Origin of the sequence: Parafrankia elaeagni, from assembly GCF_000374165.1 — a bacterium.
Classification (GTDB): Bacteria; Actinomycetota; Actinomycetes; order Frankiales; family Frankiaceae; genus Parafrankia; species Parafrankia elaeagni.
In genome coordinates this window covers 1-25,560 of record NZ_KB893752.1, presented here as the reverse complement: position 1 = coordinate 25,560, position 25,560 = coordinate 1, and the positions used below count along the sequence as shown (strand labels likewise).

Here is a 25,560-nt window from a genome sequence, read left to right as displayed (position 1 = left end):
ACCGGCTGACGGGCGCGAGCCGGCGCAGGCACCGCGGCGGGTACCTGCGCCGGCAGCGGCAGCGGCGCTCTTCGGTCAGTCGGCGATGAGCTGCGGTCTGGCGTAGCCGGTGAGCGCGGCGCGGTCCTCGGCGAGGACGAAGCCCGCCGCGATCGCCGCGTCTGTGCTGGTGTTGTAGCGCTGCACGTAGTCCGCCCGTGACGGGTAGAGCGCGGCGAGCCGAGCGGCGGGCAGCGGCCTGCTCGAACCGATCAGGAGGCAGATCGGGGAGAGCGTCGGCCCCGGTTCACCGGACAGCGCGACGGCGGGAACGTCGACAGGCGGTGTGCGGAGCCCCCCGAGGGCGATGGCGTCGGCGTTGCGGCGGACTGACGGGAACAGCCCGTCCGCCACGTCGATGCGGGCCGCGCCGCTGGGCGGCGTGTCGGTGTCGAGCCAGCTGGTGAGCCCGCGCAGCGCGGCCTTGGCGACCACGTGCAGCGGACCGTCGTTGATCGGCGCGCCGCAGTCGATGGCGGCGCCGGACGAGCCGAGCAGGTGCGCGTCGGCGTGCGCGGTGCCGGCGACCTCCCACAGCCGGAAACGGTCGCTGTCGGGCTGCCGGGCCTTGGCCGAACCGAGAATGCTGGTCAGGTCGGATTCGGCCTGCACGTCCATCACCGGCGCGACCACGTCGGTGCGGAAGGTGGTCGTGGTGCCGCCGAGGATCGCACCGGTCAGGTCCGCGTTCTGCCCGGGGCCGACGAGCGGCAGACCGGCCGCGCCCCGGCTGAGCACGTAGAAGCCGTCGAAGATGCCGGTCAGCGGCTGGACGCCGTTGTAGTAGGTCACCATCGCGAACGCCGACTGTGACTGGCCGGAGGCGATCACGTGTTCCGGCTGCAACCCGCCGATCCCGGCTCCGGCACGGAGGCTGCGTGCCACCTGGGTGAAGATGTCGTACGAAAAGCCGTCACCAGGGTGGTCGAGGGACCCGTAGCGGGCCGGATCGATTGCCTTCAGGCCCTTGCCGGCGTTCTCCGCGCCCGGCGCGGGCACCTGGACGAGGACCTGCCCACCGAGGATGCCGAGCCGCTGGGTCGACACGCCGACCCAGATGTCACCGGATCGGATGATCTCCTCGTGCAGGGTCGCCCACTCGGGGTCGGCGTCGACGCCACCGCTGACGTTGAGCCACTCGACGACGACGTTGCCGCTGAACCGCGCCGCGTCCGCCGGCTGGCGTACCAGGACCCGGGTGCGGTAGGGCGCGGTCCCGTCGGTCTGGAAGTTCCACCTGCCGTCCCCGCTGAGGGCGCCGACCGGCTTGTACGACGTCGCCGTACCGGCCGCGACGTACTCGTGCTGGACGTAGCCCGCCTGCTGCAGGTCCACGGGGATCGCGGTGCCGATGAACGGACCGTTCCCGCCTGTCAGCTCCTGCGACAGGTCCGCGGCCGGCCCGGGCACCGGCGTCGGCGTGGGCGTGGGCGTGGGCCCGGGGCCACCGCCGCCACCAGGCGGCAGGCAGGCCGTCAGCGACAGCACCGCGGCGGCGGCGACGGCAGTCGTCGTCCGCCGGAACCAGCGGGGCATCCGCCGAGGTCGGGCACCGGCGTCCTGAGACGAACCGACGTCTCCGGGTAAGGCGCCCCGGACAGATCCGTGAAGTTTCATGACGGCAACCGCTTTCATCCGAGGCAGGCCCCACCCGGACCGTGTGGCGTCTCGCACCTGGCCGCGACCGCGTCACGCGCAGGTGCCGAAGCCGGCGGCCCGGGCGGACAAGTGACCCGCCAGTAACGTCAGCGGCGCTGACTATGCCGGCCTGCGAACCCGCCGTCATCGGCCGCGGCCTACGAAGTCCCCGGCCCGAACATGGAGCGCCTCGCCCAGACCGGCGCCGCACCGGTGATCTCAGGCGATCTGGGTTCCGCCGTCGACGGACAGCACCTGACCGGTGATGAAGGCGGCTGCGTCGGAGGCGAGGTACACGGCGGCGGCGCCTATCTCGGCGGGGTAGGCGGTCTGGCGCTGGAGCAGCGTTCGGCGGCCGATCGAGTGCATCTGTTCGGCCCGGGTCGCGGCGAGCCGCGCGAAGACGCCGCTCGGATGCCACCGGCTACCCGTGCTGACGTCCCTGTCGGGGTCCTCGGGGAGTGTGCCGTAGGGCGCGATCGCGTTGACGGTGATGCCCTGCCCGCCGACTTCCTTGGCCAGGACCTTGGTGAACGCGTGCACCGCGCCCTTCATCGCCGAGTAGACCGCCAACAGAGGATCGCCCACGATTCCGGATGTCGACCCGATATTGACGACCCGGCCGCTGCCCTGCGAGATCATTCCGGGAAGCACCGCGTGGGTGCAGTTCAGCGTGCTCCTGATGTTCAGCGCGATGTCCTGCTCCCACGTGCTGGGATCGGTGTCCACGAACGCGTCCATGTCGACGTTGCCGCCGACATTGTTGACGAGCACGTCGACCCCGCCGAAGCGTGCGTGTACCGCGGCGACCATGTCACCGACCGCGGCGCGGTCGGTGACGTCTGCGGCGTGCCAGAGGGTGCCACTGGCGCCCTCCGCCGCGAGCTGCTCGCATACCCGCCGGCCCTGCACGTCGTCACGACCGACGATCACGACACCCGCACCCTCGGCCGCGAACGCCAGGGCGATCGCCCGACCGATGTTGGCGGTGCCACCGGTCACCACCACGGTGCGGCCAGCCAGTCCTGTCTTCACGAGGTTCTCTCCTGTCAGCTGGTCGGGAGGTCGACGAGGACCTTCGCGCGGCGCCCCACGCGCAGGTCGTCGAGCGCGTCACGCAGCTCGTGGAGGTCGACATGCTCGACCCACCCCGCGCTCGGATAGGCGCCCTGTGCGATCAGGTCGATGACCCGCGGAAACACGCCGGGTCCGTAGCCCAGCGAGCCGGTGAGCTCGATCTCCCCGCGCGCCAGCACCCAGGGCGCGAAGGACACCGGCTGGTCCGTCACCGCGATCCCCACGAACCGCCCCCGCGCGCGCAGCACGGCCGGGACGAGCGCGAAGACGGCGGGTGCCCCGGCGCAGTCCAGCACGACGTCGACACCCCTGCCGCCCGTCCGGCGGCGCACCTCGTCGGCGACGTCACAGGCATTCGGGTCGAGCACCTCGGCGACGCCGAGCGCCTCGATGATCTGGCGGCGGGCCGGAGCCGGCTCGACGAGCAGGATGTCGTCGACGCCGACGGCCCGCAGGCCGAACATGACCCCGATCCCTATCGGTCCACCGCCGAAAAGCAGCGCCGTCTGACCGGGCCCGGCACCGGACCGCAGCACCCCGCTGAACGCGACCGACATCGGCTCCACCAGCGCGCCCTCGGCGAGTGACATCGACGCCGGCAGGCGGTGCACCATCGCGCGGGGCACGACCGTGTACTGGGCCAGCCCACCACCGGACGAGGCGATGCCGTGGGTGATGACCAGGCGGCACAGCTGCGGCAGGTCGGCCTGACAGCGGTCGCACTCCCCGCACGAGTAGAGCGGCTCGACGCAGACCCGGTCACCGACCGCGACGCCGTCGACCTCCGGCCCCACGGCCGCCACGACCCCGGCGAACTCGTGGCCCATCACCTGGGGCAGCGCGGCGCCGGTGAGCGGGTGCGGCACGGTCGTGCAGGCCCGGGGGCCGGCGAAGAACTCGGACAGGTCCGTGCCGCACAGTCCGTTGTGGGCGACGGCTACCTTCACCTGGCCGGCCGCCGGTTCCGGCTCGGGAATCTCGTCGATCCGGATGTCCTGATGGCCGTGCAGCCGTGCCGCAAGCACAGTGCCTCCTTCGAGGGAATCAACGTCGGAATCCGGGCACGCCTCGCCTGCCGGCGGGGGAACCGGCTGCCGTGCCAGAACGACCGTGCGTCAGCGGCGGGTGCCGTCGCCGGCGAACTGGTCGGGGACCCAGCCGGGTGCCCGCTTCTCCATGAAGGCGCGCATGCCCTCCCGCGGTTCGGGCGAGTTCTGCAGTGACCAGAACATGGTCTGGTAGTCGATGGGCCCGTACGCCTCGTGGAGCATGCGCTTGACGTGCAGCCGGGCCTCGGGCGCCGTCTGCAGGATCTCCCCGGCTGCCTGGACCGCGGCGGCACGCAGCTCCTCGTGCGGCACGACCCGGCTGATGACGCCGAGCCGCAGGGCCTCCGCGGCGTCGAACCTACGGGCCGACAGCAGCAGGTCGCGGGCGACGGCGAGCCCGACGTGGGCGGGCAGGACCGCCGCGTAGGTGGCGTCGGGGATACCCCGCAGCAGTTCGGGGACGCGGAAGGTGGCCTGGTCGCTGGCGACCGCGATGTCCGCCATCATCGCGATGAGCAGCCCGCCGGCCTGGCAGATGCCGTTGACCGCGGCGATCACCGGTGCCGGGCTGTCCCGGACGGTCAGGAACGGCAGCACGTCCGCTCCGGTGAGGTCGGGCAGCGGGGCGTCGCCGGGTTCGGAGCGGCTGCCCAGATCACCGCCCGGTGCGAACACGTCGCCGGTGCCGGTGATGATCAGCGCGGCGAGGTCGGGATCGGCGTTGACCAGCTTCACCGCCCGCCGGATACCGAAGTACATAGCCGGTGTCAGCGCGTTGCGCGCACCGGGCCGGTCGATGACGCACCAGCCGATGGCGCCGTCACGCTCGAAACGAAGGCCGGCCGCGCCCAGATCATCTGTCATTCCGTGTTCCCCTCACTGTGCGGAGATAGGAGATAGCAGGGCCTGCACCCGGCTTCTGGCCAGCCGGGCCGCCTCGGTCGGGGCCATCGCCGTCATCGCCGGCGAGATGACCTCCGGCCCGACGGAGTTCAGCGCGCCGATCCGGTCGAGTGCGCGGACCAGCCGGGCGAGGTCGAAACAGCCGTCCCCGGGCAGCAGGCGGTGGAAGGTGTCCTGCGCGATGTCTCCGCGCAGGTCGGATCCGCCGTCGGAGACCTGCACCGCGAAGATCCGCTCGCCCGGAACCGTCTCGAGCGTCTCGTAGTCGGGATTGCCGCGGAAGAAGTGCCAGGTGTCGAGGACCAGGCCGCCGTTCGCCCGGTCGGCGGCCAGCACGACGGCCGCCGCGCCCGGCAGGTCATGGATCGCCATCATCGCCAGGAACTCGAGCTGCACGCGGGTACCGGCCCCGGCCGCGCGATCACACAGCCGGCCGAACGCCGCGGCGACGTCGTCGAACGGCAGATCGCAGGTGGGACGGGAGAACACCGTCAGCGCCTCGGCCGGCAGCGCCTCGCACATGCCCAGCACCTCGTCGGTCGTGAACGCCACGGACCGGGCGGGCACCGGTTCCCCCTCGTACCAGTTCATGAATCCGTCCAGCACCACGCCCAGGCCGGCGTCGCGCAGCCTGCGGCCCAGCTCCCGCGGGCTGGTGCCCGCCTCCTGGGCCAGCGCCACGTCGAGCGGGCTTATCGAGAGCCGCTGGAACCCGTTCGCGGCGGCGGCGTTGATCCGTCGCTCGAGCGGGCTGTCCAACCCGAGCGTCCCCGACCACAGGACCCAGTCCCTTTCCTGCTGTGCGTGGCTCATGCCGCGTTCCTCTCCTGCTGGTCGGGGCGAGGCTCCGGCATGCTGCCGCCGTTCGACAAGCCGCCTCGCCGACCGCGCGGAGGCGTGCGGCGGTGACCGCGGGCCGGCCGGCCTCGTCGGCCGTACGTATCGGCACGTTACGCCTGGTTCGGCACTGAGTGCCACATGCGATATCAAGGGGCGATAACAGCGCGTAGACTCGCGGCCATGGCGGGCGACGTGGAGGCAGGGCTCCCGCTTCGCGAGCGCACCCGCCGGGCCGTGCGAGCCGAACTGCTGGCCGTGGCCATGGACCTGTTCACCCGCAGGGGCTACGACACGACCACCATCGACGAGATCGTGGCGGCCGCGGGGATGTCCCGGCGGAGCTTCTTCCGCTACTTCACCTCGAAGGAAGATGTCGTGCTCGGGCATCTGGACAGCCTCGGTGAGGAACTCGCCGAGGCCCTCGCGCAGCGGCCCGCCGGCGAGGACGCCTGGACCGCGCTGCGCCGTGCCTTCGACGTGTTCCTGGCGCACCACGCGCGTGACCCGCAGGACGCGCTCGCCATCCGTCGCATGCTCGACAGCAACCCCGACCTGCGGGCACGCAACCTGGAGAAGCAGTGCCGGTGGCACGAGCAGCTCCTGCCGCACGTCGCGCCCCGCCTCGCCGCCGCCCCGGCGGGCAACGGCGTCGACGCGCGCCCCGCGGCGATGATCGGGGCCGCGCTGGCCTGCCTGGAGGCGGCGAACCGTGCCTGGAAGGCGTGCGACGGCGAGCATTCCCTGGACCGGATCCTCGACGACGTCATGCGCGCCGTCCGCCCTGGCGCCTTCTGACCGGCAGCATGCGTGTCCGGCCAGCTCACTGGAAGGCGTGCCCCCCGGTCCGTGCCAGGGTGAAGGCCATCCGCAGGGCGAAGGCATCGCGGCCGCGGCGGGGATCCTTCCCGGTCAGGGCGATCACCCGATCCAGGCGGTAACGCAGGGTGTTCACATGTACCGGGATGCTGCGCGCGGCGGCGTCGGGCGAACCGTCATGGGCGAGCAGAGCATCCACCGTCTCCACCAGTCCTCGTCCGGCGGAGGCGAGTGGACCGTGGCATTCGGCGACCAACTGGTCCGCGGCCTGCTGGTCGCCGCACAACGTGCGTTCGGGGAGCAGGTCGTCGACGTGAAGGAGGCCGGGAGAACCCTGCCAGGCGGGAACGGCCCGTAACGAGGACAGCACCGCCGCGGTGGCCGGGCCGGCAGCGCTCAGGGAGCCGACCATGCCACTGGTGACAATCGTGTGGTGGGTGATGAGCGGACCGCTGGAGCCGGCCACCTCGGTGTTCCACCTGCTCGGCGAGGCCAGGTCGGCGAGGGCGCCCGCGGCGGCGTCGGGAAGGATGGCCAGGACGTACCGCCCGCGCTGGGCGGCGCACACCGTGACACGGTGCCGTTCCGCGGTCCGGGTCACCTCGTGCAAAACGTGCACGCCGGCGTCGGGCCTCGGGAGCAGGCCGATCACCTGGACTGGAACACCGAGCGGGAACAGGCCGGAGGCCCGCTCCGCGATCTGTTCCTCCCCGCCGTCGACCAGAGCGTCCAGGAGAAGCATCTGCCGTTGGGCGCCCGCCCGGCCGCGGTTCTCGGCCACTTTCGCGTAGACGGCCGCCGCGGCGAAGGCGACCTCGCGGCCATAACGTTCCAGAGCTCCGCGTACCAGCGACGCGGAGGTATCGTCCATCACGTCGTCGAGGCCGTTCAGAACGACATCGACGGTCAGACGGATGAGTTCCAGGATCTGGTCGAGAGAGATCTGCCCCGTGACCTCCAGCGGAGCTCCGGAGAAGATGCTCCGTAGTCGTGGGGGCTGCGGTGTCGCGATGTCCGCCGCCATCATCATCAACTCGCGCCCGACGACCAGGCGGGCCCAGGACCGGGTCTGAGCCGGCAGGCTGGGAAACCACGGCACCGAGCCGAAGGCGTCAGCGGCTGTTTGTGAAAGGGCGCGGACGGCCCGACGCAGCTCCTCGATCGCCGCGGTGTTGCGGGCCTCCTCGGCATCCTGCTCCGACCGGTCCGAGCCCGCCGCCACTGCCGCCACCCTGCTCAGGAGACCGGCGCATGCGCGCCCGCTTCGACGACGGCACCCCGGCCGAGGTCCTTCGTTCTCGTCGGAGTGTCTTCGGGGCGCTCGGGCGGCGAACTGTATGGGAACAATGTCGGACCGTCGTAAATCATGCTGCCTCCGTCCGCCCACCGCCCGACGCCGTGCTGTGGCGTCGCGACGAGCATCGCGGATAACGGGGCTACTTCATTCATGTCGCTCGCCGTGGGCCTCTCTCGGGTATGTGTGCGGTCTGGTGCCACGGGAGATCGTGGGAGTTCGATCGCCCGATGTGGCTGTCTTCGTTTTGTGTTTGGCATACGCCTAACACGGGTTGGAGAGGGTAGTCAAGGTGCGCAGAAGATGCTGTGGCGCGACCAGGTGTGGCACTGGGTGATGTAGTAGTCGAGTTTGCCTGAGGTGAGGCATCGCACCAGCTCGCGAGATCGGATCGTGAAGATTCGTGGCGGGGTGTGACGAAATTCCGGGCAGGTGTTGGCGTCGCCCTGTTCCGGCGTCTGGGATTCGTAGTCCATGAGCCGCCCGGGAATTTCGTAGCCGCGCTCCGAGGACGGGTGGCCGGCTGCTCGCCAGGCTGTCCTGTGAGCTGCCGGGTTCGTCCGGTTGTGTCAGGGATCGACCCTCTGTCGGCGTCGACCCTCTGTGGGTCCGGTCAGAGCTCGGACTGATCTGCACCCTCGCATCTCGCATCTCGCATCTCGCATCTCGCACCTCGATCGGAGCCTCGATGAGAATTTCCACGACCGCCGACGACCGCGGCGATCTTCCGGTGGTTCCGACGAGGGCGAGTACCCTCGTCGACCACCTCGTGCACTGGACGGAACACGAACCGGACGAGCCCGCGATGACGTTCGTCGACTATGAGCGGGACCGCGACGGAGTTCAGACGACACTGACCTACCGGGAGCTCCACGAACGGGTGCGGGCGGTGGCGGTCGGGCTGGGTCGGGTCGTCCAGCCAGGTGACCGGGTGGCCCTGCTGACGCCGCAGAACCTCGACTACGCGGTCGCTTTCCTCGGTGCGCTCGCGGCCGGTGCGGTGGCGGTGCCGCTCTTCCCGCCCGGGTACGGGGTCAGTTCCGACCGGCTCGCGGCGGTGCTCGCCGACAGCGATCCGCGCTGCGTCGTCACCTCGGCGCCGCTGCTCGACCAGGTGGAGACCCTCGTCAAGGAATGGTCGGCCCAGGGAGCGTCCTCCCATGAGGTGATGGTTGTCGCCGTCGACCGTTTCACCGGCGAGAACTTCGACGACCTGGCCTGGGCCACCCGCCCGCGGCCCACCGCCGAGGACGTGGCCTATCTGCAGTACACGTCCGGGTCGACCCGGGTACCGGCCGGAGTGGTGATCACCCATGGGAACGTGGTGGTGAACGCCTACCAGGCGGTGGCGGGACACCGGGTACAGCGCAGTGCGGACTACACCACCGTCAGCTGGCTTCCGCTTTTCCACGACATGGGCCTGATCCTGTCGATCGCCGGTCCGGTCGTCGCGGGCGCCCATTCTGTGGTGTTCGACCCGCTGGCCTTCGTGCAGCGGCCGCTGCGGTGGCTGCAGCAGACATCCCGGTATCCGGCTGTCGTCACCGCGGCGCCGAACTTCGCCTACGACTACTGCGTCAAGCGGGTCAGGGAGGCGGACAAGGCCGAGTTGTCGCTGGACCGTGTGCGGAGTTTCGCCAACGGCGCCGAGCCGGTCCGGGCCGACACACTCAGGCGCTTCTACGCCGCGTTCGCCGGGTGCGGGCTCCGGGAGACGGCGTTGCGACCGACCTACGGTCTGGCCGAGGCGACCGTGCTGGTCTGCGTGAGTCCGATGGACGAAAGCCCGACCACCGTGTTCGCCGACTCCGACGCTCTCGCGCTCGGCCACCTCGAACCGCCGGCCGGCCCGGCGGCGAAACGGACCGAACTCGTGTCCAGCGGCGCCCCGGTGGATCAGGAGCTGCGCATCGTCGACCCGGTGACCTGCCGGGCACTGCCGGACGGCACGGTGGGCGAGATCTGGATCCGCGGCGACAACGTCGGTCGCGGCTACTGGCGCCAGGAGCAGACCAGCGAGGAGGTGTTCCGGGCGGTCCTGCGCGACACCGCGGCGGGCGCCCGGGCCGAGACGACAGCCACCGGGAGCTGGCTGCGCACCGGCGACCTGGGGATCTGGCACGAGGGCGGGCTCTTCGTGACCGGCCGCATCAAGGACATGATCATTGTGGACGGTCGCAACGTCTACCCGCAGGATGTCGAATCCACCGTCGAGGAGGCGCATCCGGCCGTGGGCCGACATCGCACGGCGGCCTTCACCGTGCCGACCACCGGCGGGGGCCGCGGCGAGGGCGGAGATGGCGGCGAGGGCGGAGATGGCAGCGAGGGTGTCGTTGTCGTCGCCGAGCGGTATCGCGCGGCGGACGGCGCGGCGGACGAGACCGGCGCGGTCGCCCGGGCCGCGCGCGCCGCGGTGTCGTCCGAGCACAACGTCTCCCTGCACGACTTTCTGCTGGTGGAGCCGGGCTCGGTGCCTCGCACCTCCAGCGGGAAGATCGCACGGAGGGCCTGCCGGCAGGCCTATCTCGACGGCCGGTGGGACATCCGGTCGGGTTCGATCGGGCACGACCTGTGAGCGGGTCCGGGCCTCGGCCGTCCGAGAGCGAGCTGGTGGCCTGGCTGGTCGCGCAGGTCGCCGACACCGCGGAGCTCGACCCGGCCGACGTCGATCCCGACCAGCCACTGAACGAGGTGGGCCTCGCCTCGCGGGACGCGGTGGCTCTCACCGGGGAGATCGAGGAGTACCTGGACGTCGTGCTGCCGGCGACGCTGGTCTGGGAGAACCCGACCATCCGTCTGCTGGCGCGGGTGCTGACCGGCGCGGGCGACGCCCAGGCACTGCCGCCCGCGGACGGGCCGGCGACGGGGACCCGCCCGGCAGCGCCGGCACAGCACGGCGCTCCCGCACAGCACGGCGCTCCCGCGGAGCCCAGCACGCTGGCGGAGCACGGCGCGCCGGCGGAGATCGCGGTTGTCGGTGTCGGCTGCCGCTTCCCGAGCGGCGACGGGCCCGAGGAGTTCTGGGCGACCCTGACCGCCGGGCGGGCCGGTGTCGGCGAGGTGCCGCCGCAGCGCTGGGCGCCGTTCGCCGCCAGGGCGCCCGAGCAGGCGGAGCTGCTCGCCCGCACGACCCGCTGGGGCGGGTTCCTCGCCGACGTCGAGGGTTTCGACGCGGAGTTCTTCGGCATCACGCCGCGTGAGGCCGAGCTGATGGACCCGCAGCAACGCCTTCTGCTCGAGGTCGTCTGGGAGGCGCTCGAGCACGCCGCCATCCGGCCGTCGTCGCTGCGGGGCACCCGCACCGGCGTCTTCGTCGGGCTCAGCGTGGCCGAGTACGCGTACCTGACCACCGCCGACCTGACCGCGATCGATGCCTGGACCTCGACCGGATCGGCGCCGAGCATCGCCGCGGGCCGCATCTCCTACCTGCTCGACCTGCGCGGGCCGAGTGTCGCCGTCGACACGGCCTGCTCGTCGTCGCTCGTGGCGGTACACCAGGCGAGCCAGAGCCTGCGGGCCGGGGAGATCGACCTCGCCATCGTCGGCGGTGTGAACCTGCTGCTGACCCCGGCCGTGACCGTGAACTTCGATCTGGGCGGGGCACTGGCGGCGGACGGCCGCTGCAAGACGTTCTCCGCCGGCGCGGACGGCATCGCGAGAGGCGAGGGCTGCGGCGTCGTCGTGCTCGAAAGGGCGGCCGATGCCAGGCAGGCGCGTCGGCCGGCGCTGGCCGTCATCCGGGGCAGCGCGGTCAACTCCGACGGCCGGTCCAACGGTCTGACGGCGCCCAGTCCGCAGGCTCAGGCCGACCTGCTGCGGACGGCCTACGCGACAGCCCGGATCGCCTCCGACCAGGTCGACTACGTGGAGGCGCACGGCACCGGCACGCCGCTGGGCGATCCGATCGAGGCCAGCGCCCTCGGCGAGGTGCTCGGCGCGGGCCGCCCGCCCGACCGGCCGCTGCTGACCGGCTCGGTGAAGACGAACCTCGGCCATCTCGAGGCGGCGGCCGGCATCGCCGGGCTGATCAAGGTGGTGCTCGGACTGCACCACGGGCACATCCCGCTGAGCCTGAACTTCACCGCCCCCAACCCGTTCATCGACTTCGCCGCCGCCCGGCTCCGCGTCGTCACCGGACCCGCGCCGCAGTCCTGGCCGCGCTACGGCGGACGGGCGACGGCCGGAGTGTCGGCCTTCGGGTTCAGCGGGACGAACGCGCACGTCGTCCTCGCCGAGGCCGGACCGGCCGACGGCGCTCACGACAGCCCGGGGCTGACGGGCGCCTCCGGTGACCTCCCGGCCGTGCCCACCGCCGGCCCGGTACTCACGGTGTCGGGGCTGACCGCGGACCGGGCGCGGGTGGCAGCCGGCGACCTCGCCGACTGGCTCGCCGCGACGGCGTACCCGGGGACGGCGTACCCGGGGCCGGCGGATCCCGGGCCGGCGGACTCCGCGTCGGCGGATTCCGGGGTGGCGGACTCGGTGATGCGGCTCGCGGAGGCGGCGGGCATCCTGGCCCATCACCGGGACCACGGGCCGGCCGCGTTCGCCGTCGTCGGCCGCGACCTCGACGGCGTGGTCGCGGGCCTGCGAACGGTCGCCGCCGGTGGTGACCGCAGTGGACGACCCGACGTCGTCGTGGCGGCGGGACCGACAGGCGGCCGAGGCAGAGAACGAGCGGAGACGGCCCGAGGCCCGTTGTTCGTGTTCTCGGGCTACGGCTCGCAGTGGCGGGGCATGGGCGCCCGCCTGCTGGCCGAGGACGCGACCTTCGCCAGGATCGTCGCCGCGGTCGACGTTCTGACCCGTCGGCAGGCCGGGTTCTCGGTCCGCGCGGCGCTCGGGTCGACGGCCGCGATCGAGGGCGTCGCCGCCACGCAGCTGACGCTGTTCACGATGCAGGTGGCCCTCGCCGGGACGCTGCGCTCCTACGGCGTCGTGCCGGGCGCGGTCCTCGGTCACTCCATGGGCGAGGTCGCCGCCGCCGTCGTCGCCGGAGCTCTGGACCTGGCCGACGGCGTGCGGGTGATGGCCGTCCGCTCCCGGCTGCTGGAGTCCGTGGAGATCACCGGGATCGGCGCGATGGCGATGGTGGGGCTGTCCGCCGCCGAGCTCACGAAGATCACCGCCGAGGACGACGCCTACCCCGGTGTCGGTGTCGCCGTGTACTCCTCGCCCACGCAGTGTGTCGTCGCCGGCGACCCGGCCGGGGTGGCGGCGCTCGTCGAGCACGCCGGGGCCCTCGGCCGCGATGCCTGGGCCCTCGACGTCCGGGGTGCGGCGCACTCGCCGGCGGTGGACCCGGTGCTCGCCGAACTCACCGCCGCGCTCGCCGACGTCCGAGGCCGGGCGCCCCGGATTCCGCTGTACGGCACCGCGTTGACCGACCCGAGGTCGGTGCCCGCCTTCGACGCCGAGTACTGGGCGGCGAACGCACGGCGTCCGGTGCGGTTCACCCAGGCGCTCGCCGCGGCCGCCGAGGACGGCTTCACCACGGTCGCCGAGATCGCGCCGCATCCGGTCGCGGTGGCCTCGATACGGGAGACCCTGCGGGCCAGCGGGGTGCGGGAGCCGGCACCGGTGGTGCTGGGCCGCCGCGACACCGACGACCACGTGTCGTTACGCGCCGCCGTGGCGCAGCTGGACCTGCACGGTGTGGCCGTCGACCGGCACCGGTTGGTGCCACTCGTCCGCCCACGGGCCGCCACGCCGGCGGCAGTGCCGCCGCGGACCCGCTGGCACCGCCGACGCCACTGGTTCAGCCCGCCCCTGCCCGCCGGCCAGGCTCCGGCCCGCGGCGCGGGTGTCCTCCCACCCGCCGGCCAGCACCCGTTCCTGGGCCAGCGGGTCGAACTGCCCGAGGGCGGCCGCCACCTGTGGCGCACCGTCACCGGTACGGATCTGCTGCCGTGGCTCGGCGACCACCGGCTGCGCGGCGCCGCCGTCATGCCGGGCGCGGGGTTCGCGGAGACGGTGCTCGCCGCCGCCGCGGAGGCGTTCGGCGTCGACCCGGCGCAGGTCAGCGTGCACGACCTCGACCTGCTCGGACTGCTGTCCGTCGAAGGCCGGGTGGAGCTGACGACGTCGGTGACGGTCACCGGCAGGCTCGCCGCGGTGGTCGACGTCCACGCCCGCGGCGCCGGCATCGGTCCGGGCGCGGGCGCGGGCGCGGGGGCGGGTGCGCGTGCGGGGGCGGGTGCGCGTGCGGGGGCGGGGGCGGGACCCGGGACGCCGCTGCCGTGGGAGAAGCACGCCACCGCACGGGTCACCGTCGGCGACCCCCTCGGGTGGGACGACGACTGGGACCCGCTGGTCGACGCCGTCGAGGTGGACGTCCCGCGGTTGTTCGCCGAGATCGGCCACGCCTACGGCCCCGCCTTCACCGGCGTCGACGCGGCCCTGGCCGGTGCGTCGACGGACCAGGACGGCGGGTGGGCGACCGCCCGGGTCGGCCTCGGCCCGGCGGCTCCGGCGGACGGCGCGTTCGTCGTGCATCCCGCCCTGCTCGATCTCTGCCTGCAGGTCTTCGCGGCCGCCGGCCGGTCGCTCCCGGCGAGCCAGGGGCAGGAGGCGCGCCGGTGGTACGTACCGGTCGGCGTCGGCTCGCTGCGCGTCCTCGCCGACCCCGGCCGGGGCGGGCGCTGCCGGGCGCGGCTGCGTCGGGTGGACGCCGACGTGCTCCGCGGCACCGTGCAGCTCCTCGGCGCGGACGGGGAGGTGCTACTCGAGGCTCGGGACGTCCACCTGCGGGCCCTGGCGGATTCCGCGGTGCCCGTTCCGCTGGCACGCCGGCTGTACGAGACCCGGTGGGATCCGGCGCCGCTGCCCGCGGAGTCGGCGCGCCCCGCGCCTGCCAGCTGGCTGATCGTCGACGTAGCCAGCGGTGGCGGCAGCGTCGTCGCCGGCCGGCTCGCGGTCGAGGTCGAGGTCGGTCTGCGGGCGGCCGGGTACCGGGTGGCCACCGTCCACGGCACCGGGCGGGCCGCTGCCGTCCTGGAACGGCCGGCGGACGACCCTGATCGGACGGGTACCGGTCTGGTGCTCGTCTGCCCGCCGGCGGTTCCGCTCGAGGCCGATGCAGCCTCCGTCGACCCGACTGCCGCCGCGGCCGCCGACCTGGTGTTCGCCGCGGCCGAGATGGTCCGGGCCGCGACGGCCGGACCGGGGGGGCCGATCCGACTGTGGGTGGTGACCCAGCGCGCGGCGGCGCTCGACGGGCCGGGTGACCCCGCCGGTGGATGTCTGCGCGGAATCGTCCGGGTCCTCGCCTTCGAACACCCGGAGCTCGCCGCGACCGTGGTCGACGCGGACGTCAGCGGGGACGGGGACACGGCCCGGGACCGGCGAGGGACGGCGGGGGAGTCCGTGGTCGCCGAGCTGCTGGCCGGTACCGCCGACGACGAGGTCGCCTGGCGCGGCGCTACCCGCCTGGTCGGCCGGCTGTATCCCGCCGGTGACGCCGTCCGGGCAGCCAGCCCCGGCAACGCGGTGAGTTCCGATGACGCGGTGGGGCCGGTGGTTCGTCCCGGCAGCTATGTCGTGACGGGGGGTCTGTCAGGGCTGGGGCTGTCGCTGGCGCGGTGGCTCGGTGACCGCGGCGCGCGGCGCGTCGTCCTCAACGGCCGGTCCGGCCCGTCCGCGGCGGCCGGCGCGGAACTCGACGACATCCGACGGGCCGGTACCGACGTCGTCGTGGTGACCGGCGACATCGCCGAGCCGGCGGTCGCCCGGCGGCTGGTCGAGGCCGCTGTCGCCGACAGCGTCCCGCTGCACGGTGTGGCGCACGCGGCGGGTGTGCTCGACGACGGTGTCGTGCTCGGGCTGGAGCGGGCCAGCCTCGACCGGGTCTGGCGGCCGAAGGTGCACGGTGCGCTGCGGCTGCACGCGGCCACCCGGGGCATCGACCTGGACTGGCTGCTGCTGTTCTCGTCGGCGGCGGCGCTGTTCGGCTCACCGGGGCAGGGTGCCTACGCGGCGGCGAACGCCTGGCTGGACGCGTTCGCCCGGCGGCGGCGCGCCGACGGGCTGCCCGCGACGAGCATCGAATGGGGCGCGTGGTCCGGCATCGGTGGCGCCCGCGACAACGACAACGTGCTGCTCGCGCCGATCAGCCCGGCGGAGGGCTTCGAGGCGCTCGAGGCGGTGCTGGTCACCGACCGCCCGGTGACCGGGGTGACCGGGGTGAACGTAGCCGCGGCGGTCGAGCTGTTCCCCGCCCTGGCCACGATGCCGTTCTTCACCGAGCTGGCAGGACCGGGCCGGACCACCGGTGCCGGCACCAGCCCGTCCGCGGACACCGGCGGCGGCCGGCCGAACGGTGGCGACTGGATGGGCGTGCCCGCGCTGCTGGCGCTGCCCGCCGACCAGGCCCGCACGGCCGCGACCGAACGGATCCGGGCCCGACTCGCCTCGATCATGGGCTTCGGGGACGGGGACGGGGACGGGGCCGGGAACGTGGACCCGGATGTGCCGCTGACCCAGCTCGGTCTCGACTCGCTGATGGCGATGCGGGCGAAGAACGCCGTCGAGGCGGACTTCGGCGTGGCGCTGCCCGCCCGGATGCTGCTGCAGGGCGCCAGCCTGAGCGACTTCGAACACCACGTGGCCCGCGAGCTCGGTCTGTCGAAGGCGTCCCCGGTGGCGTCGCCCGGGCCGACGCGGGTCGGGCCGCGCGACGCCACCGAGCGGTGGCTGGCCGGGCTGTGGCGGGAGGCCCTGGGCCGGGATGACCGGGACGGCGCGACCGGCCGGGACGGTGCGAGTGGCGTCACTGACGCGATCGGCGTCACCGACTCGTTCCATGCGCTCGGCGGCGACGAGGCGGCCGCCGCCCGGCTCGTCGAGGCGGTCCAGACGCATCTGGACGAACGATCCGCCGCCGGCGTCGGCGGGCAGGCCGACTCCCTGGCCGGGGGGCCGCGGGTCAGCACGACCGAGCTGTTCGCCGAACCGACGGTGGCGGCGATGGCCGACCTGCTGCGCGACCGGTTCGAGGGGGACACCGGGTCGCCGGTGCGGTTCCTGCGCCCGCTCGGCGACGGAGCACCGCTCTTCCTGTTCCACCCCGCGGGCGGGACGTCCAGCGTCTACCACCCGCTGGTGTCGCAGCTGCCCGCCCGGCTGGGCTGCGTCGGGTTCGAGCGGCTGGACGAGATCCGGACCGTCGAACGGAAGGCCGCTCGCTACGTCGAGCTGCTACGGGAGTTCCAGCCGGCCGGCCCCTACCGGCTGGCCGGCTGGTCCTTCGGTGGCGTGCTGGCCTACGAGGCGGCGGTGCAGCTCGTCGACGCGGGCGAGACGGTGGATCTCGTCGCGATGATCGACAGCATCCAGCCGCTGCCGGCGCCCGCACCCGCGCCCGGCCGGTCGGCCCACGACCTGGTCTCCGCCCGGCTTGCCCGCTTCGTGTCCTACATCGAACAGACCTACGACACGACGCTGGACGTCGCCGTCGACGCCCTGGCCGGAATGCCGGAGGACCAGCAGGTCGACCTGCTGACGAAGGCGATCGCGGACGCCGGTCTCGGGATGAGCCCCGGCGTGCTCGCCCACCAGCGGACGTCCTACCTCGACGCCCGGATCGCCGAACGGTACCGGCCCCGGCGGTACGCCGGCCCGGTGATTCTCTACCGGGCCGAACGGCCCGAGGCGGTGATGACAGCGCTGGACGAGCGCTACCACCGCACCGACCTGGCGCTGGGCTGGGACGAATGCTGCGACGACCTCGAGGTTGTGGTCCTGCCGGGAGATCATCTCTCGCTCGTCGACCGGCCGGACGTCGACGCCGTGGCCCGCCATCTCGCCGCCCGTCTCGCCCGCCGTCCCCGCCATTCCCGCCGCCCCGCCGCGCCGTCCACAGCCGCCGTGACCGCCGAGACCACCACCAGCACGCCGGGAGTGGACCGATGACGATCGCCGACTCCGCAGGCCGCACCACGGCCGTGGCCCGGCTGGTGGAGCTGCGTCAGCGCGGGGAACAGCCACTGCCCGCCGGGCCCCGGGGCACGGCCGACCGGCAACAGACCCCGGGCCGGCTGACCGCGCGGGAACGCATCGACCTGCTCCTCGACCCGGGGACGTTCTCCGAGTTCGACGCGCTGGCCCGCCACCAGTGCCACGAGTTCGGCCTCGGCGACCGCCGGCCGGCCGGCGACGGCGTGGTGACCGGTTTCGGGACGGTACACGGCCGGCAGGTCGGCGTCTTCGCACAGGATCGCACCGTGTTCGGCGGCAGTCTGGGCGAGGCGCACGGACGAAAGATCTGCAAGATGATGGACCTGGCGATCAGGACCGGCTGCCCGATCATCGGGATCAACGACTCCGGTGGGGCACGCATCCAGGAGGGCGTCGCGTCGCTGGCCTACTACGCCGAGATCGGCCGCCGCAACGTGCTGGCCTCGGGCCGGGTGCCACAGATATCGCTGATCATGGGGACCTGCGCCGGTGGGGCCGCGTACTCGCCGGCCGTCACCGACTTCACCGTGATGGTCGACGGCACCTCGCACATGTTCGTCACCGGGCCGGACGTGGTGTTCGCCGTCACCGGCGAGAGGACCACGCTCGACGAGCTCGGCGGCGGCGGGATCAACGCCGCGGTCGCGGGCAACACCCACTATCTGGCCACCGACGAGCTCGACGCGCTCGACTGGGTTCGGGTCCTGCTCGGCTTCCTGCCCGACAACTGCGAGGACCCGCCGCCCAGCTACGCCGCGCCGCCGGAGCCCCTGACGGTGACCGACCGCGACCGGGAACTCGACACCATGGTGCCCGACGCGCAGCACCAGTCGTACGACATGGCCGAGGTGATCCGGCGGGTGGTCGACGAGGGCGACTTCCTCGAGGTGTCCGCGGAGTTCGCCCCGAACATCATCTGCGGGTTCGGCCGGGTCGAAGGAAGCTCCGTCGGCGTCGTCGCGAACCAGCCACGGGCGCTCGGCGGCGTGATCGACATCGACGCCTCCGAGAAGGCGGCCCGGTTCGTGCGGGTCTGCGACGCGTTCAACATCCCGCTGCTCACGTTCACCGACGTCCCCGGCTACATGCCGGGCAGACAGCAGGAGGAACTGGGAATCATCCGGCGCGGCGCGAAGCTCTTCTACGCCTACGCCGAGGCGACCGTGCCGCTGGTGACGGTGGTGGTACGCAAGGCCTACGGCGGCGGCTACGCGGTGATGGGCTCCAAGCATCTGGGCGCCGATGTGAACCTCGCCTGGCCGACTGCCGAGATCGCCGTCATGGGGGCGACCGGAGCGGTGAGCATTCTCCACCGCCGGCAGTTGGCCGCCCTCTCCGGCGCCGAACGCGACCAGGCGGCGGCCACCTTCACCGCGGAGTACCGAAGCCGCATCGCCTCGCCCTACCCGGCCGCCGACCGCGGGTACATCGACGCCGTCATCGCGCCGTCCGAAACCCGGGTCGAGGTCACCCGAGCGTTACGGGCATTACGGAACAAACGCGAGCTAATGCCGCCGAAGAAGCACGGGAACATTCCGCTGTGACTGTCTCCGGACGGGAGTCCCAGGGGCATGCGGTGAGGGCCGCGGGACGGTCCCGGCTGGTGCTGGCAGCGGTGGCGACCGCCGCCTTCGTGGTCGCCATGGACAACACGGTCCTGAACGTCGCCCTGCCGACGCTGCAGTCCGAACTGGGGCTTAGCGTCTCCGAGCTGGAATGGGTGGCGACCAGCTACATCCTGTCGTTCTCGACGCTCCTGCTGGTCGGCGGCCGGCTCACCGACCTGCACGGCCGCCGGCCGATGTTCCTGCTGGGCCTGGTGGTCTTCGTCGGCTCGTCGGCGGTCGCCGGCTCGGCGAACTCCGGCGACCTCCTCATCTCGGCCCGCCTGGTGCAGGGCGGCGGCGCCGCGCTGATCATGCCGGCCACCCTCGCGGTGCTGGCCACCGACGTCGACAACCGCGGCCGACAGCTCGGCGCCGGAGTGTGGACGGCCGCGGTCGCACTCGCGCTGGCCCTCGGCCCCGTGACGGGCGGCATCGTCGCGCAGCACTGGCACTGGCGCTGGATCTTCTACCTGAACGTCCCGGTCGGCCTCGCGGCGCTGGCTGTCGGCCTGCGTGCCCTTCCCACCCAGCCGGCACCCCGCGCCACCCGACCTCCGCTTCGCAGCCGCGGCGGACGGTCGAAGCCGGACCTGTCGAAGCCGGACCTGTCGAAGCTGGACCTGCCGGGGCTGCTCACCTCGGGAGCGGCGCTGTTCGCCATCACCTACGCGCTGCTGCAGGGGCCGGAGCACGGGTACACCTCATTCCTGATCCTGACAATGCTCGCGCTGGCCGTCGCGGCGGCGGTGCTGTTCGTGCTGGTCGAACGGGTCGTACCGGACCCGATGGTCGAGATGTCGCTGTTCCGGCACCCGGTGTTCAGCGGCGGCACGGTCGCCCAGGTGCTGTGGGGGCTCGGCATCAACGGTGTCTTCTTCTTCACCTCGCTGTTCCTGCAGGACGTGCTCGGCTTCAGCCCGACCCGGGCCGGGATGGCGTTCGTCCCGGTCGCCGTCCTGCTGGTGCTGACCGTTCCCGTCGCGGCGAAACTGTCAGCGACAGCCGGTGCCCACTGGACGGTGGCCGGCGGCCTCGCGGTGGTCGCGGTCGGGCTGGTGCTGGTCTCCCGGGCAGGGGTGGGCAGCGACTTCCTCGACCTTCTCCCGGGCCTCGCCTGCATCGGCGCCGGCTCGGCACTGACCACACCACTGACCGAAAGAATGCTCGCGGTGACGGCAGGTGGCCAGGCCGGAACGGCGTCGGCGGTGGTGAGCGCGGCACGGGAGGTCTCGGGTGTCTTCGGGATCGCGCTGACCGGTGCCATCCTGCTGACCCGTCAGGAGTCCGCACTCGCGGCCGGAGCGGTTCCGGCCGACGCCTTCGTCAGCGGCTACGCACTCGCCCTGCAGGTCGCCGCCGGCCTGGTGGCCCTCGGCGCGGCCGTCAGCCTGGTCTCGCTGCACCCGTCGGCCCTCGCGCGTCACCTGCGTCGGCTTCCCGCACCGGCCGAGACCACTCGTCTGCGAGACTATGCCGGTGTCGACTCTTCCCGCGACGCTGAACTCCCTGGTGCTGCGCACCGATTTCTCTGATGATGCCGCCTGGCACGCTGTCTGCGCGGCGAGTTCAGCCCCGTCGCCCGAGGGCTTCGCCGCCGGGCTTTCCTTCGTCAGCGAGCTGAGATTCGCCGGCCTCACCATCGAGGAGGTGATGGCGCTGGCGGGTTCGCCTCGTCGAAGCTTCGTCTTCGTCGTCGATGGTGTGACGGTTCGCGACTCGGAGATGCCGATTCTGGTGATTGATCTTCGGCGCGAGCCGGGACGCTGGTTCCGGGTGGTACCGGCCTGGATGTGGAGTGTCGAAAACAATCTTTCGCTGGCCAACCTGGATTTCGCGAACTTCGCCGACAACGTCGATCCTGACGGGACCTTCCGCGGGTTCGGCTGACGGGCCGGGCCGGCGCGACGGATCCGGACGTCGGGACGGTACTGCCGGGCCCTACCCACGGCCCGTGTCGCCGCGGCGGTCGGCGCGCCAGCGGCCGGGGGAAAGGCCGTGCTGGCGGCGGAACGCCGTCGCGAAGGCGAACTCGTTGCGGTACCCGACGCTCATGGCGATCACGGCCAGCGGCTGGTCGGTGCGCAGCAGCGCGTCCTGGGCACGGCTCATGCGTAGCCGGGTCAGGTACCGGCCGGCCGGAAGCCCCACCAGCTGGTGGAACTGCGCCGCGAACGCGGCGCGGGACAGTCCGGCGTCCCGCGCCATAACGGGCAGCGTCCAGTGCTGTTCGGGGTGGGCGTGCAGGTTCTCGAGAACCCGGCGGATGTGCGGATGGTGCAGCGCCCGGTACCAGCCGGGGGCCGCCTCGGTGGTGCGCCACCAGGAGCGCAGGGTATACACGAGGGTCACGTCCAGCAGCCGGTCGAGGAGCGCCTGCTGGCCCGGGACGTCCCGGACGGCCTCCGCCGCCAGCAGGTCGACCGCGGCGCGGTGCGCGGGCTCCTGCTCGGCCGCCGGGAGGAGCGCGAACGGGGGAAGCCCCTGCATGAGCGACTCGCCGACGCTGCCGGAGAGGACGTACGCCCCGCACATCACCGTTGCCTCCGGCGCCCGCGTGCCCGGTGGCCCGGGAGCGGACGGGGTTCTGCGGGCCTCGGCGATCGGCACCGTCGCGACGCCTGGTCCGCTGACGAGCGAGTACGGCGAGCCGGCGGTCGCCAGCACGACGTCCCGGGCGTGGACCGGTGCCGGGTCGAGATCATCCCGCTCGATCCACGCCGACCCTTCGAGCAGGATGTGGGCCGTCAGCGGCCGGACCCCCTCGAAACGCAGCCCCCACGGCTCGGCGCGGCGCAGCACGGAGAACACCGCGCCCCGGGCCCGCGCCCGGGACAGCTCGTCGCTGAGGATGTCCACCCGCCCCACGGTAGACGATCACAAATACATTCGCGCAGATCAGACATTGTCCATCGCCCGTGGTCTTCGTAGCGTCGGCAGCATGTCCAGCTACGTCGTTCTCGGTGGTACCGGCAAGGTCGGCCACCGCCTCGTCCGCATCCTCACCGCGCACGGCCACGACGCGCGGCCGGTCAGCCGCACCACCCCGACTCCGTTCGACTGGCGGGACGAGACCACCTGGCCGGCCGCGCTCGACGGCGCGAGCGGGATGTTCGTCGTCGGCCCCGGCTCCGCCACCGACTGGAGCGCCATCCTGACCGGCCTGCTCGACGTCGCCGCGGACGCCGGGGCCGCGCACGCCGTGCTGCTCTCCGCCCGCGGCGTCGAGTTCCATCCTGACGGTGCTGTCGCCACCGCGGAGACGGCTCTGCGGGACGGGCCGCTCGCCTGGACGATCCTGCGTCCGACCCATTTCGCCCAGAACTTCACCGAGGCGATGTTCACCCCCGTGAACGACCGGATCGTCGCCCCGGTCGGGGACGGCGCCGAGCCGTTCGTCGATGTCGACGACATCGCCGAGGTCGCCGCCGTCGTCCTGACCGGCCGCGCCCACGACGGCGAGGTGGTCGCTCTGTCCGGACCGGAGGCGATCACGTTCACCGAGGCCGCCGCGGTGCTCCGGCAGACCACCGGGAGGCCCGTGGTGTTCGTGCCGGAAAGCGACGGCGACCATCTCGCCCGGCTGCGCGCCGCCGGTACCCCTGAGGGGTATATCGCCTGGCGGATGGCGATGCTGCGCGGCATCCGTTCCGGCGCCGACGCCTACCTCTCCGACGGCGTCACCCAGGTCCTCGGCCGGTCTGCCACCCGCTTCCGGGACTGGGCCGCCCGCGAGGCCTCCCCGCGCTGAACCGCGGTCGCGACAGAACCGCCGTCGATCAGTGAAGCTGCCGCACCTCACCAGTAGCGGTCACCTCGTACAGGCAGATGCGCAGACGGTCTCGGACGTGGACGGGAACCCGTCGGGCGGCGCGCACGGAGGTGGTCGGCACTATCAGCGCGTAGCGAATGTCGGCCGAATCGACGGTCATTCGGCGCAGTAGCTGGCCGTAGGCGATGTCGGCATCGGTGCCCGGTTCACTGGTCCTCCCCTTCGCCTCCCCGATCAGGCGTTCCCCTCCCCGGACGGCCTCGATATCGGTCCACGGGTCGGTCGGCGTGACAGGTGTCCAGCCCTCAGCGATCAACCAGACTCGGAAAGCATCCGTCACCCGGTCTTCGTCGCTCTCGCGAGCGAGCAACGTGCGGACGACCTCGAGATCCGCGTCCGCCCTGCGGCGCAGGCGGCCACGGCTGTCGGAGTCCAGATCGCCGGGACGGATCACGACCAGCCGAAGCCCGTGTGCAGGGATCTCGCTGTCGCGCCGTGCGTCGTACAGAGCCCGCTGCTCACCACGGTGAACTCCGCTGACGGTCAGCCTGTCAGGCTTGTCGAAATGCGCCACGGGCTGATCGTGCTGCAGCTCGCGATACTCGACGACGAGCTGATGGCCAGGCCAGTATCCATCGACGGGCAACATCACTCGTCGCCCGTTGGCGGAGGGGTCACCCAGTAGCCACTCGAACCGGTGCTGCGTCGCGGCCTGCTCACCCAACACCGTGTTGCACAGCTCGATCACATACGTTTCGTCACTGTCGTCCCTGCCCATGCCGCGAAATGCTGCCATCCAGCCCTCGGCTGCTCCACCCGCCCGGTTCAGGCGCTGGTCCCGGCCGCCCTGCTTGGGTGTAGCGCTTCCGGGCGGCCATGACCTCGTCGGCGTGCGTCGTGGACCAGTCGCGCAGTGAGTTGAGGACGTCGCAGAGGGTGAGGCCGAGCGGGGTGAGCTGGTACTCGACGCGGGGTGGGATCTGGGCGAAGGCGCGGCGGGAGACCAGCCCGTCCTGCTCCAGGAAACGCAGGGTCTGGGTGAGCATCTTCTCGCTGATGCCCTCGATCCTGTCGCGCAGTGCGGCGAAGCGGTGCGGCTGCTGGTCGGCCAGCTCGCCGAGGAGCAGCACGCTCCACTTGTCGCCGATGCGGTCGAGCAGCTCGCGCGAGGGGCAGCCCCGCGCGTACGGGTCCCACGGCTCGTCGGCCACCGCCGTGTTCTCGGTAACCACCATGGCCAGCAGCTTACCGGGCCGTGGGTAGCTTACCTTCAGGTCGGTACTTCCCTCCGGTAAGTGTCTGCGGTTGAGTCGAAAAGCGCCGCCGGCGGTCGCCAGACCATCCGTTGGCCACCGCCATCCGCACCCACCACGGGAGACATCCATGTCCGTCGTCATCACCGGTGCCACCGGGCACCTGGGCAGCCTCGTCGTCGACCGGCTGATCGAGATCGGCCAGCCCGCCGGACGGATCGTCGCGACGGGCCGTGACACCAGTCGCCTCGCCGCGCTTGCGCAGCGCACCGGTGTGCAGACCCGCCGGGCCGACTTCGCCGACCCCGCCAGTCTCGCCGACGCGTTCGCCGGAGTGGAACAGCTCCTCCTGATCTCGACGACTGACGTCGGCCAGCGGTTCGACCAGCACCGCCAGGCCATCGACGCCGCCCTCGCCGCCGGGGCCACGCTGATCGTCTACACCAGCATCCTGAACGCGGACACCTCCCGGCTGCTCCTCGCCGACGAGCACCGCCGCACCGAGGAGTACCTGCAGGCGAGCGGGGCGCCGCACGTGATCCTGCGCAACGGCTGGTACCTGGAGAACTACACCGACCAGCTGCCGGTGATCCGCCAGCACGGCGTGCTGCCCGGCAGCGCCGGCGACGGACGGGTCAGCGTGGCGAGCCGCCAGGACTACGCCGACGCCGCCGCGGCCGTCCTCACCGGCGGCGGGGCCGTCGGCGACGGATCCGTCCACACCATTCATGAGCTCGGGGGAGAGGCGTTCACCCTCACCGAACTCGCGGCGACCTTCAGCGAGGTCCTCGGAACCCCGATCGCCTACCAGGACCTGCCCGTCGACGACTACGCCGCCCTGCTCACCGGCGCCGGGCTCCAGGCGGAGGTGGCCACGGCGCTGGCCGACGCCGACGCCGGCCTGTCCCGCGGCGAGCTGCACACGACGAGCGACGACCTGGCCAAGCTGATCGGCCGCCCGCCGACCACCCGCGACCAGGCCGTCCGGGACGCCGTGGCCCGTCCGACCGGCTGACGTCCAACGACTGGCTGACGACTCTGCTGCTTAATTCGCGGTCGGGGTTGTGCGCTGCTGGCTGAGGCGGGTGAGTCTGCTGGTGCGGGGTGTGAAGGGCGGCTGGTGGGGGTTCCAGTGGGCGTCGAGGCGGATGACGTTGACCGCGGTGGCGGAGAAGGCGTGTTGGAGGCGGGTCTTGGGCAGGCCGCGGTAGCGGGCGTTGCGCAGGCCGGTGACGTCGAGGGCCTGGTTGATGGTTCCTTCGATCCCGGCGCGTAGGGCGTAGCGGGTCTTCCAGGTGTCGGTGGCCTGCTCGGCCCGGGC

Annotated in this window: 18 protein-coding genes; 8 read left to right on the top strand and 10 right to left on the bottom strand. The window is 72.5% G+C overall.

Annotated features, from left to right (window positions below; translation table 11 throughout):
* Nucleotides 1-75: 75 nt before the first annotated feature.
* From B207_RS0124610 to B207_RS0124590, 5 genes are all read right to left on the bottom strand, one after another.
* Complete coding sequence (locus B207_RS0124610) at nt 76-1,575, bottom strand: alpha/beta hydrolase domain-containing protein (protein WP_018639343.1); 1,500 nt, start codon at nt 1,573-1,575, stop codon at nt 76-78.
* A gap of 321 nt (nt 1,576-1,896) precedes the next feature.
* Nucleotides 1,897-2,712 carry an SDR family NAD(P)-dependent oxidoreductase gene (locus B207_RS0124605; protein ID WP_018639342.1) on the bottom strand — a complete coding sequence of 272 codons (816 nt, stop codon included), beginning with the start codon at nt 2,710-2,712 and terminating at the stop codon, nt 1,897-1,899.
* 14 nt (nt 2,713-2,726) lie between these two features.
* Nucleotides 2,727-3,779 (bottom strand): 2,3-butanediol dehydrogenase, encoded by a 1,053-nt coding sequence (locus B207_RS0124600; protein WP_018639341.1) that lies wholly within the window; start codon nt 3,777-3,779, stop codon nt 2,727-2,729.
* Nucleotides 3,780-3,869: 90 nt separating this feature from the next.
* Nucleotides 3,870-4,667, bottom strand: a complete 798-nt coding sequence (locus B207_RS0124595) for an enoyl-CoA hydratase/isomerase family protein (protein WP_018639340.1) — start codon at nt 4,665-4,667, stop codon at nt 3,870-3,872.
* A 12-nt stretch (nt 4,668-4,679) separates the two neighbouring features.
* Nucleotides 4,680-5,519, bottom strand: a complete 840-nt coding sequence (locus tag B207_RS0124590; RefSeq protein WP_018639339.1) for a sugar phosphate isomerase/epimerase family protein — start codon at nt 5,517-5,519, stop codon at nt 4,680-4,682.
* A 207-nt stretch (nt 5,520-5,726) separates the two neighbouring features.
* On the opposite strand from B207_RS0124590, the gene B207_RS0124585 reads away from it, so the two are divergent.
* Nucleotides 5,727-6,341, top strand: coding sequence for a TetR/AcrR family transcriptional regulator (locus tag B207_RS0124585; RefSeq protein ID WP_018639338.1), 615 nt, complete (start codon nt 5,727-5,729; stop codon nt 6,339-6,341).
* 25 nt (nt 6,342-6,366) lie between these two features.
* On the opposite strand, the gene B207_RS0124580 is transcribed toward B207_RS0124585, so the two are convergent.
* A complete protein-coding gene (locus B207_RS0124580) occupies nt 6,367-7,584 on the bottom strand; it encodes a PucR family transcriptional regulator (RefSeq protein ID WP_018639337.1) in 1,218 nt (405 codons plus the stop codon).
* A 760-nt stretch (nt 7,585-8,344) separates the two neighbouring features.
* Between B207_RS0124580 and B207_RS0124575 the strand changes: the two genes are divergently transcribed.
* The 5 genes from B207_RS0124575 to B207_RS0124555 are packed head-to-tail and all read left to right on the top strand — an operon-like array spanning nt 8,345 to nt 21,104.
* A complete protein-coding gene (locus B207_RS0124575; protein ID WP_018639336.1) occupies nt 8,345-10,231 on the top strand; it encodes a fatty acyl-AMP ligase in 1,887 nt (628 codons plus the stop codon).
* Nucleotides 10,228-17,565 (top strand): type I polyketide synthase, encoded by a 7,338-nt coding sequence (locus tag B207_RS35365; RefSeq protein ID WP_018639335.1) that lies wholly within the window; start codon nt 10,228-10,230, stop codon nt 17,563-17,565. The genes B207_RS0124575 and B207_RS35365 overlap by 4 nt, the downstream gene beginning before the upstream one ends.
* Nucleotides 17,562-19,154: an acyl-CoA carboxylase subunit beta gene (locus tag B207_RS0124565; protein ID WP_018639334.1), complete on the top strand. Its 1,593-nt coding sequence runs from the start codon at nt 17,562-17,564 to the stop codon at nt 19,152-19,154. Before B207_RS35365 ends, B207_RS0124565 begins: the two co-directional genes overlap by 4 nt.
* Nucleotides 19,151-20,749: an MFS transporter gene (locus tag B207_RS0124560; RefSeq protein WP_230205203.1), complete on the top strand. Its 1,599-nt coding sequence runs from the start codon at nt 19,151-19,153 to the stop codon at nt 20,747-20,749. Before B207_RS0124565 ends, B207_RS0124560 begins: the two co-directional genes overlap by 4 nt.
* Complete coding sequence (locus tag B207_RS0124555) at nt 20,727-21,104, top strand: DUF6924 domain-containing protein (RefSeq protein ID WP_018639332.1); 378 nt, start codon at nt 20,727-20,729, stop codon at nt 21,102-21,104. Before B207_RS0124560 ends, B207_RS0124555 begins: the two co-directional genes overlap by 23 nt.
* A 51-nt stretch (nt 21,105-21,155) precedes the next feature.
* Here the strand turns inward: B207_RS0124555 and B207_RS0124550 are convergent, their stop codons facing one another.
* Nucleotides 21,156-22,073 carry an AraC family transcriptional regulator gene (locus B207_RS0124550; RefSeq protein ID WP_018639331.1) on the bottom strand — a complete coding sequence of 306 codons (918 nt, stop codon included), beginning with the start codon at nt 22,071-22,073 and terminating at the stop codon, nt 21,156-21,158.
* An 82-nt stretch (nt 22,074-22,155) separates the two neighbouring features.
* On the opposite strand from B207_RS0124550, the gene B207_RS0124545 reads away from it, so the two are divergent.
* Complete coding sequence (locus B207_RS0124545; RefSeq protein WP_018639330.1) at nt 22,156-22,965, top strand: NAD(P)H-binding protein; 810 nt, start codon at nt 22,156-22,158, stop codon at nt 22,963-22,965.
* Between the two features lie 28 nt (nt 22,966-22,993).
* Here the strand turns inward: B207_RS0124545 and B207_RS0124540 are convergent, their stop codons facing one another.
* Together B207_RS0124540 and B207_RS35360 are read right to left on the bottom strand one after the other, a co-directional pair.
* On the bottom strand, nt 22,994-23,782 hold the full coding sequence (locus tag B207_RS0124540) for a hypothetical protein (RefSeq protein WP_230205202.1): 789 nt from the start codon (nt 23,780-23,782) through the stop codon (nt 22,994-22,996).
* A complete protein-coding gene (locus B207_RS35360) occupies nt 23,745-24,221 on the bottom strand; it encodes a winged helix-turn-helix transcriptional regulator (RefSeq protein ID WP_018639328.1) in 477 nt (158 codons plus the stop codon). The genes B207_RS0124540 and B207_RS35360 overlap by 38 nt, the downstream gene beginning before the upstream one ends.
* A gap of 148 nt (nt 24,222-24,369) precedes the next feature.
* Between B207_RS35360 and B207_RS0124530 the strand changes: the two genes are divergently transcribed.
* On the top strand, nt 24,370-25,254 hold the full coding sequence (locus B207_RS0124530) for an SDR family oxidoreductase (RefSeq protein WP_018639327.1): 885 nt from the start codon (nt 24,370-24,372) through the stop codon (nt 25,252-25,254).
* A gap of 30 nt (nt 25,255-25,284) precedes the next feature.
* Here B207_RS0124530 and B207_RS0124525 read toward each other — a convergent pair.
* A partial coding sequence (locus B207_RS0124525; protein ID WP_018639326.1) for a transposase occupies nt 25,285-25,560 on the bottom strand: 276 nt, incomplete at its 5' end.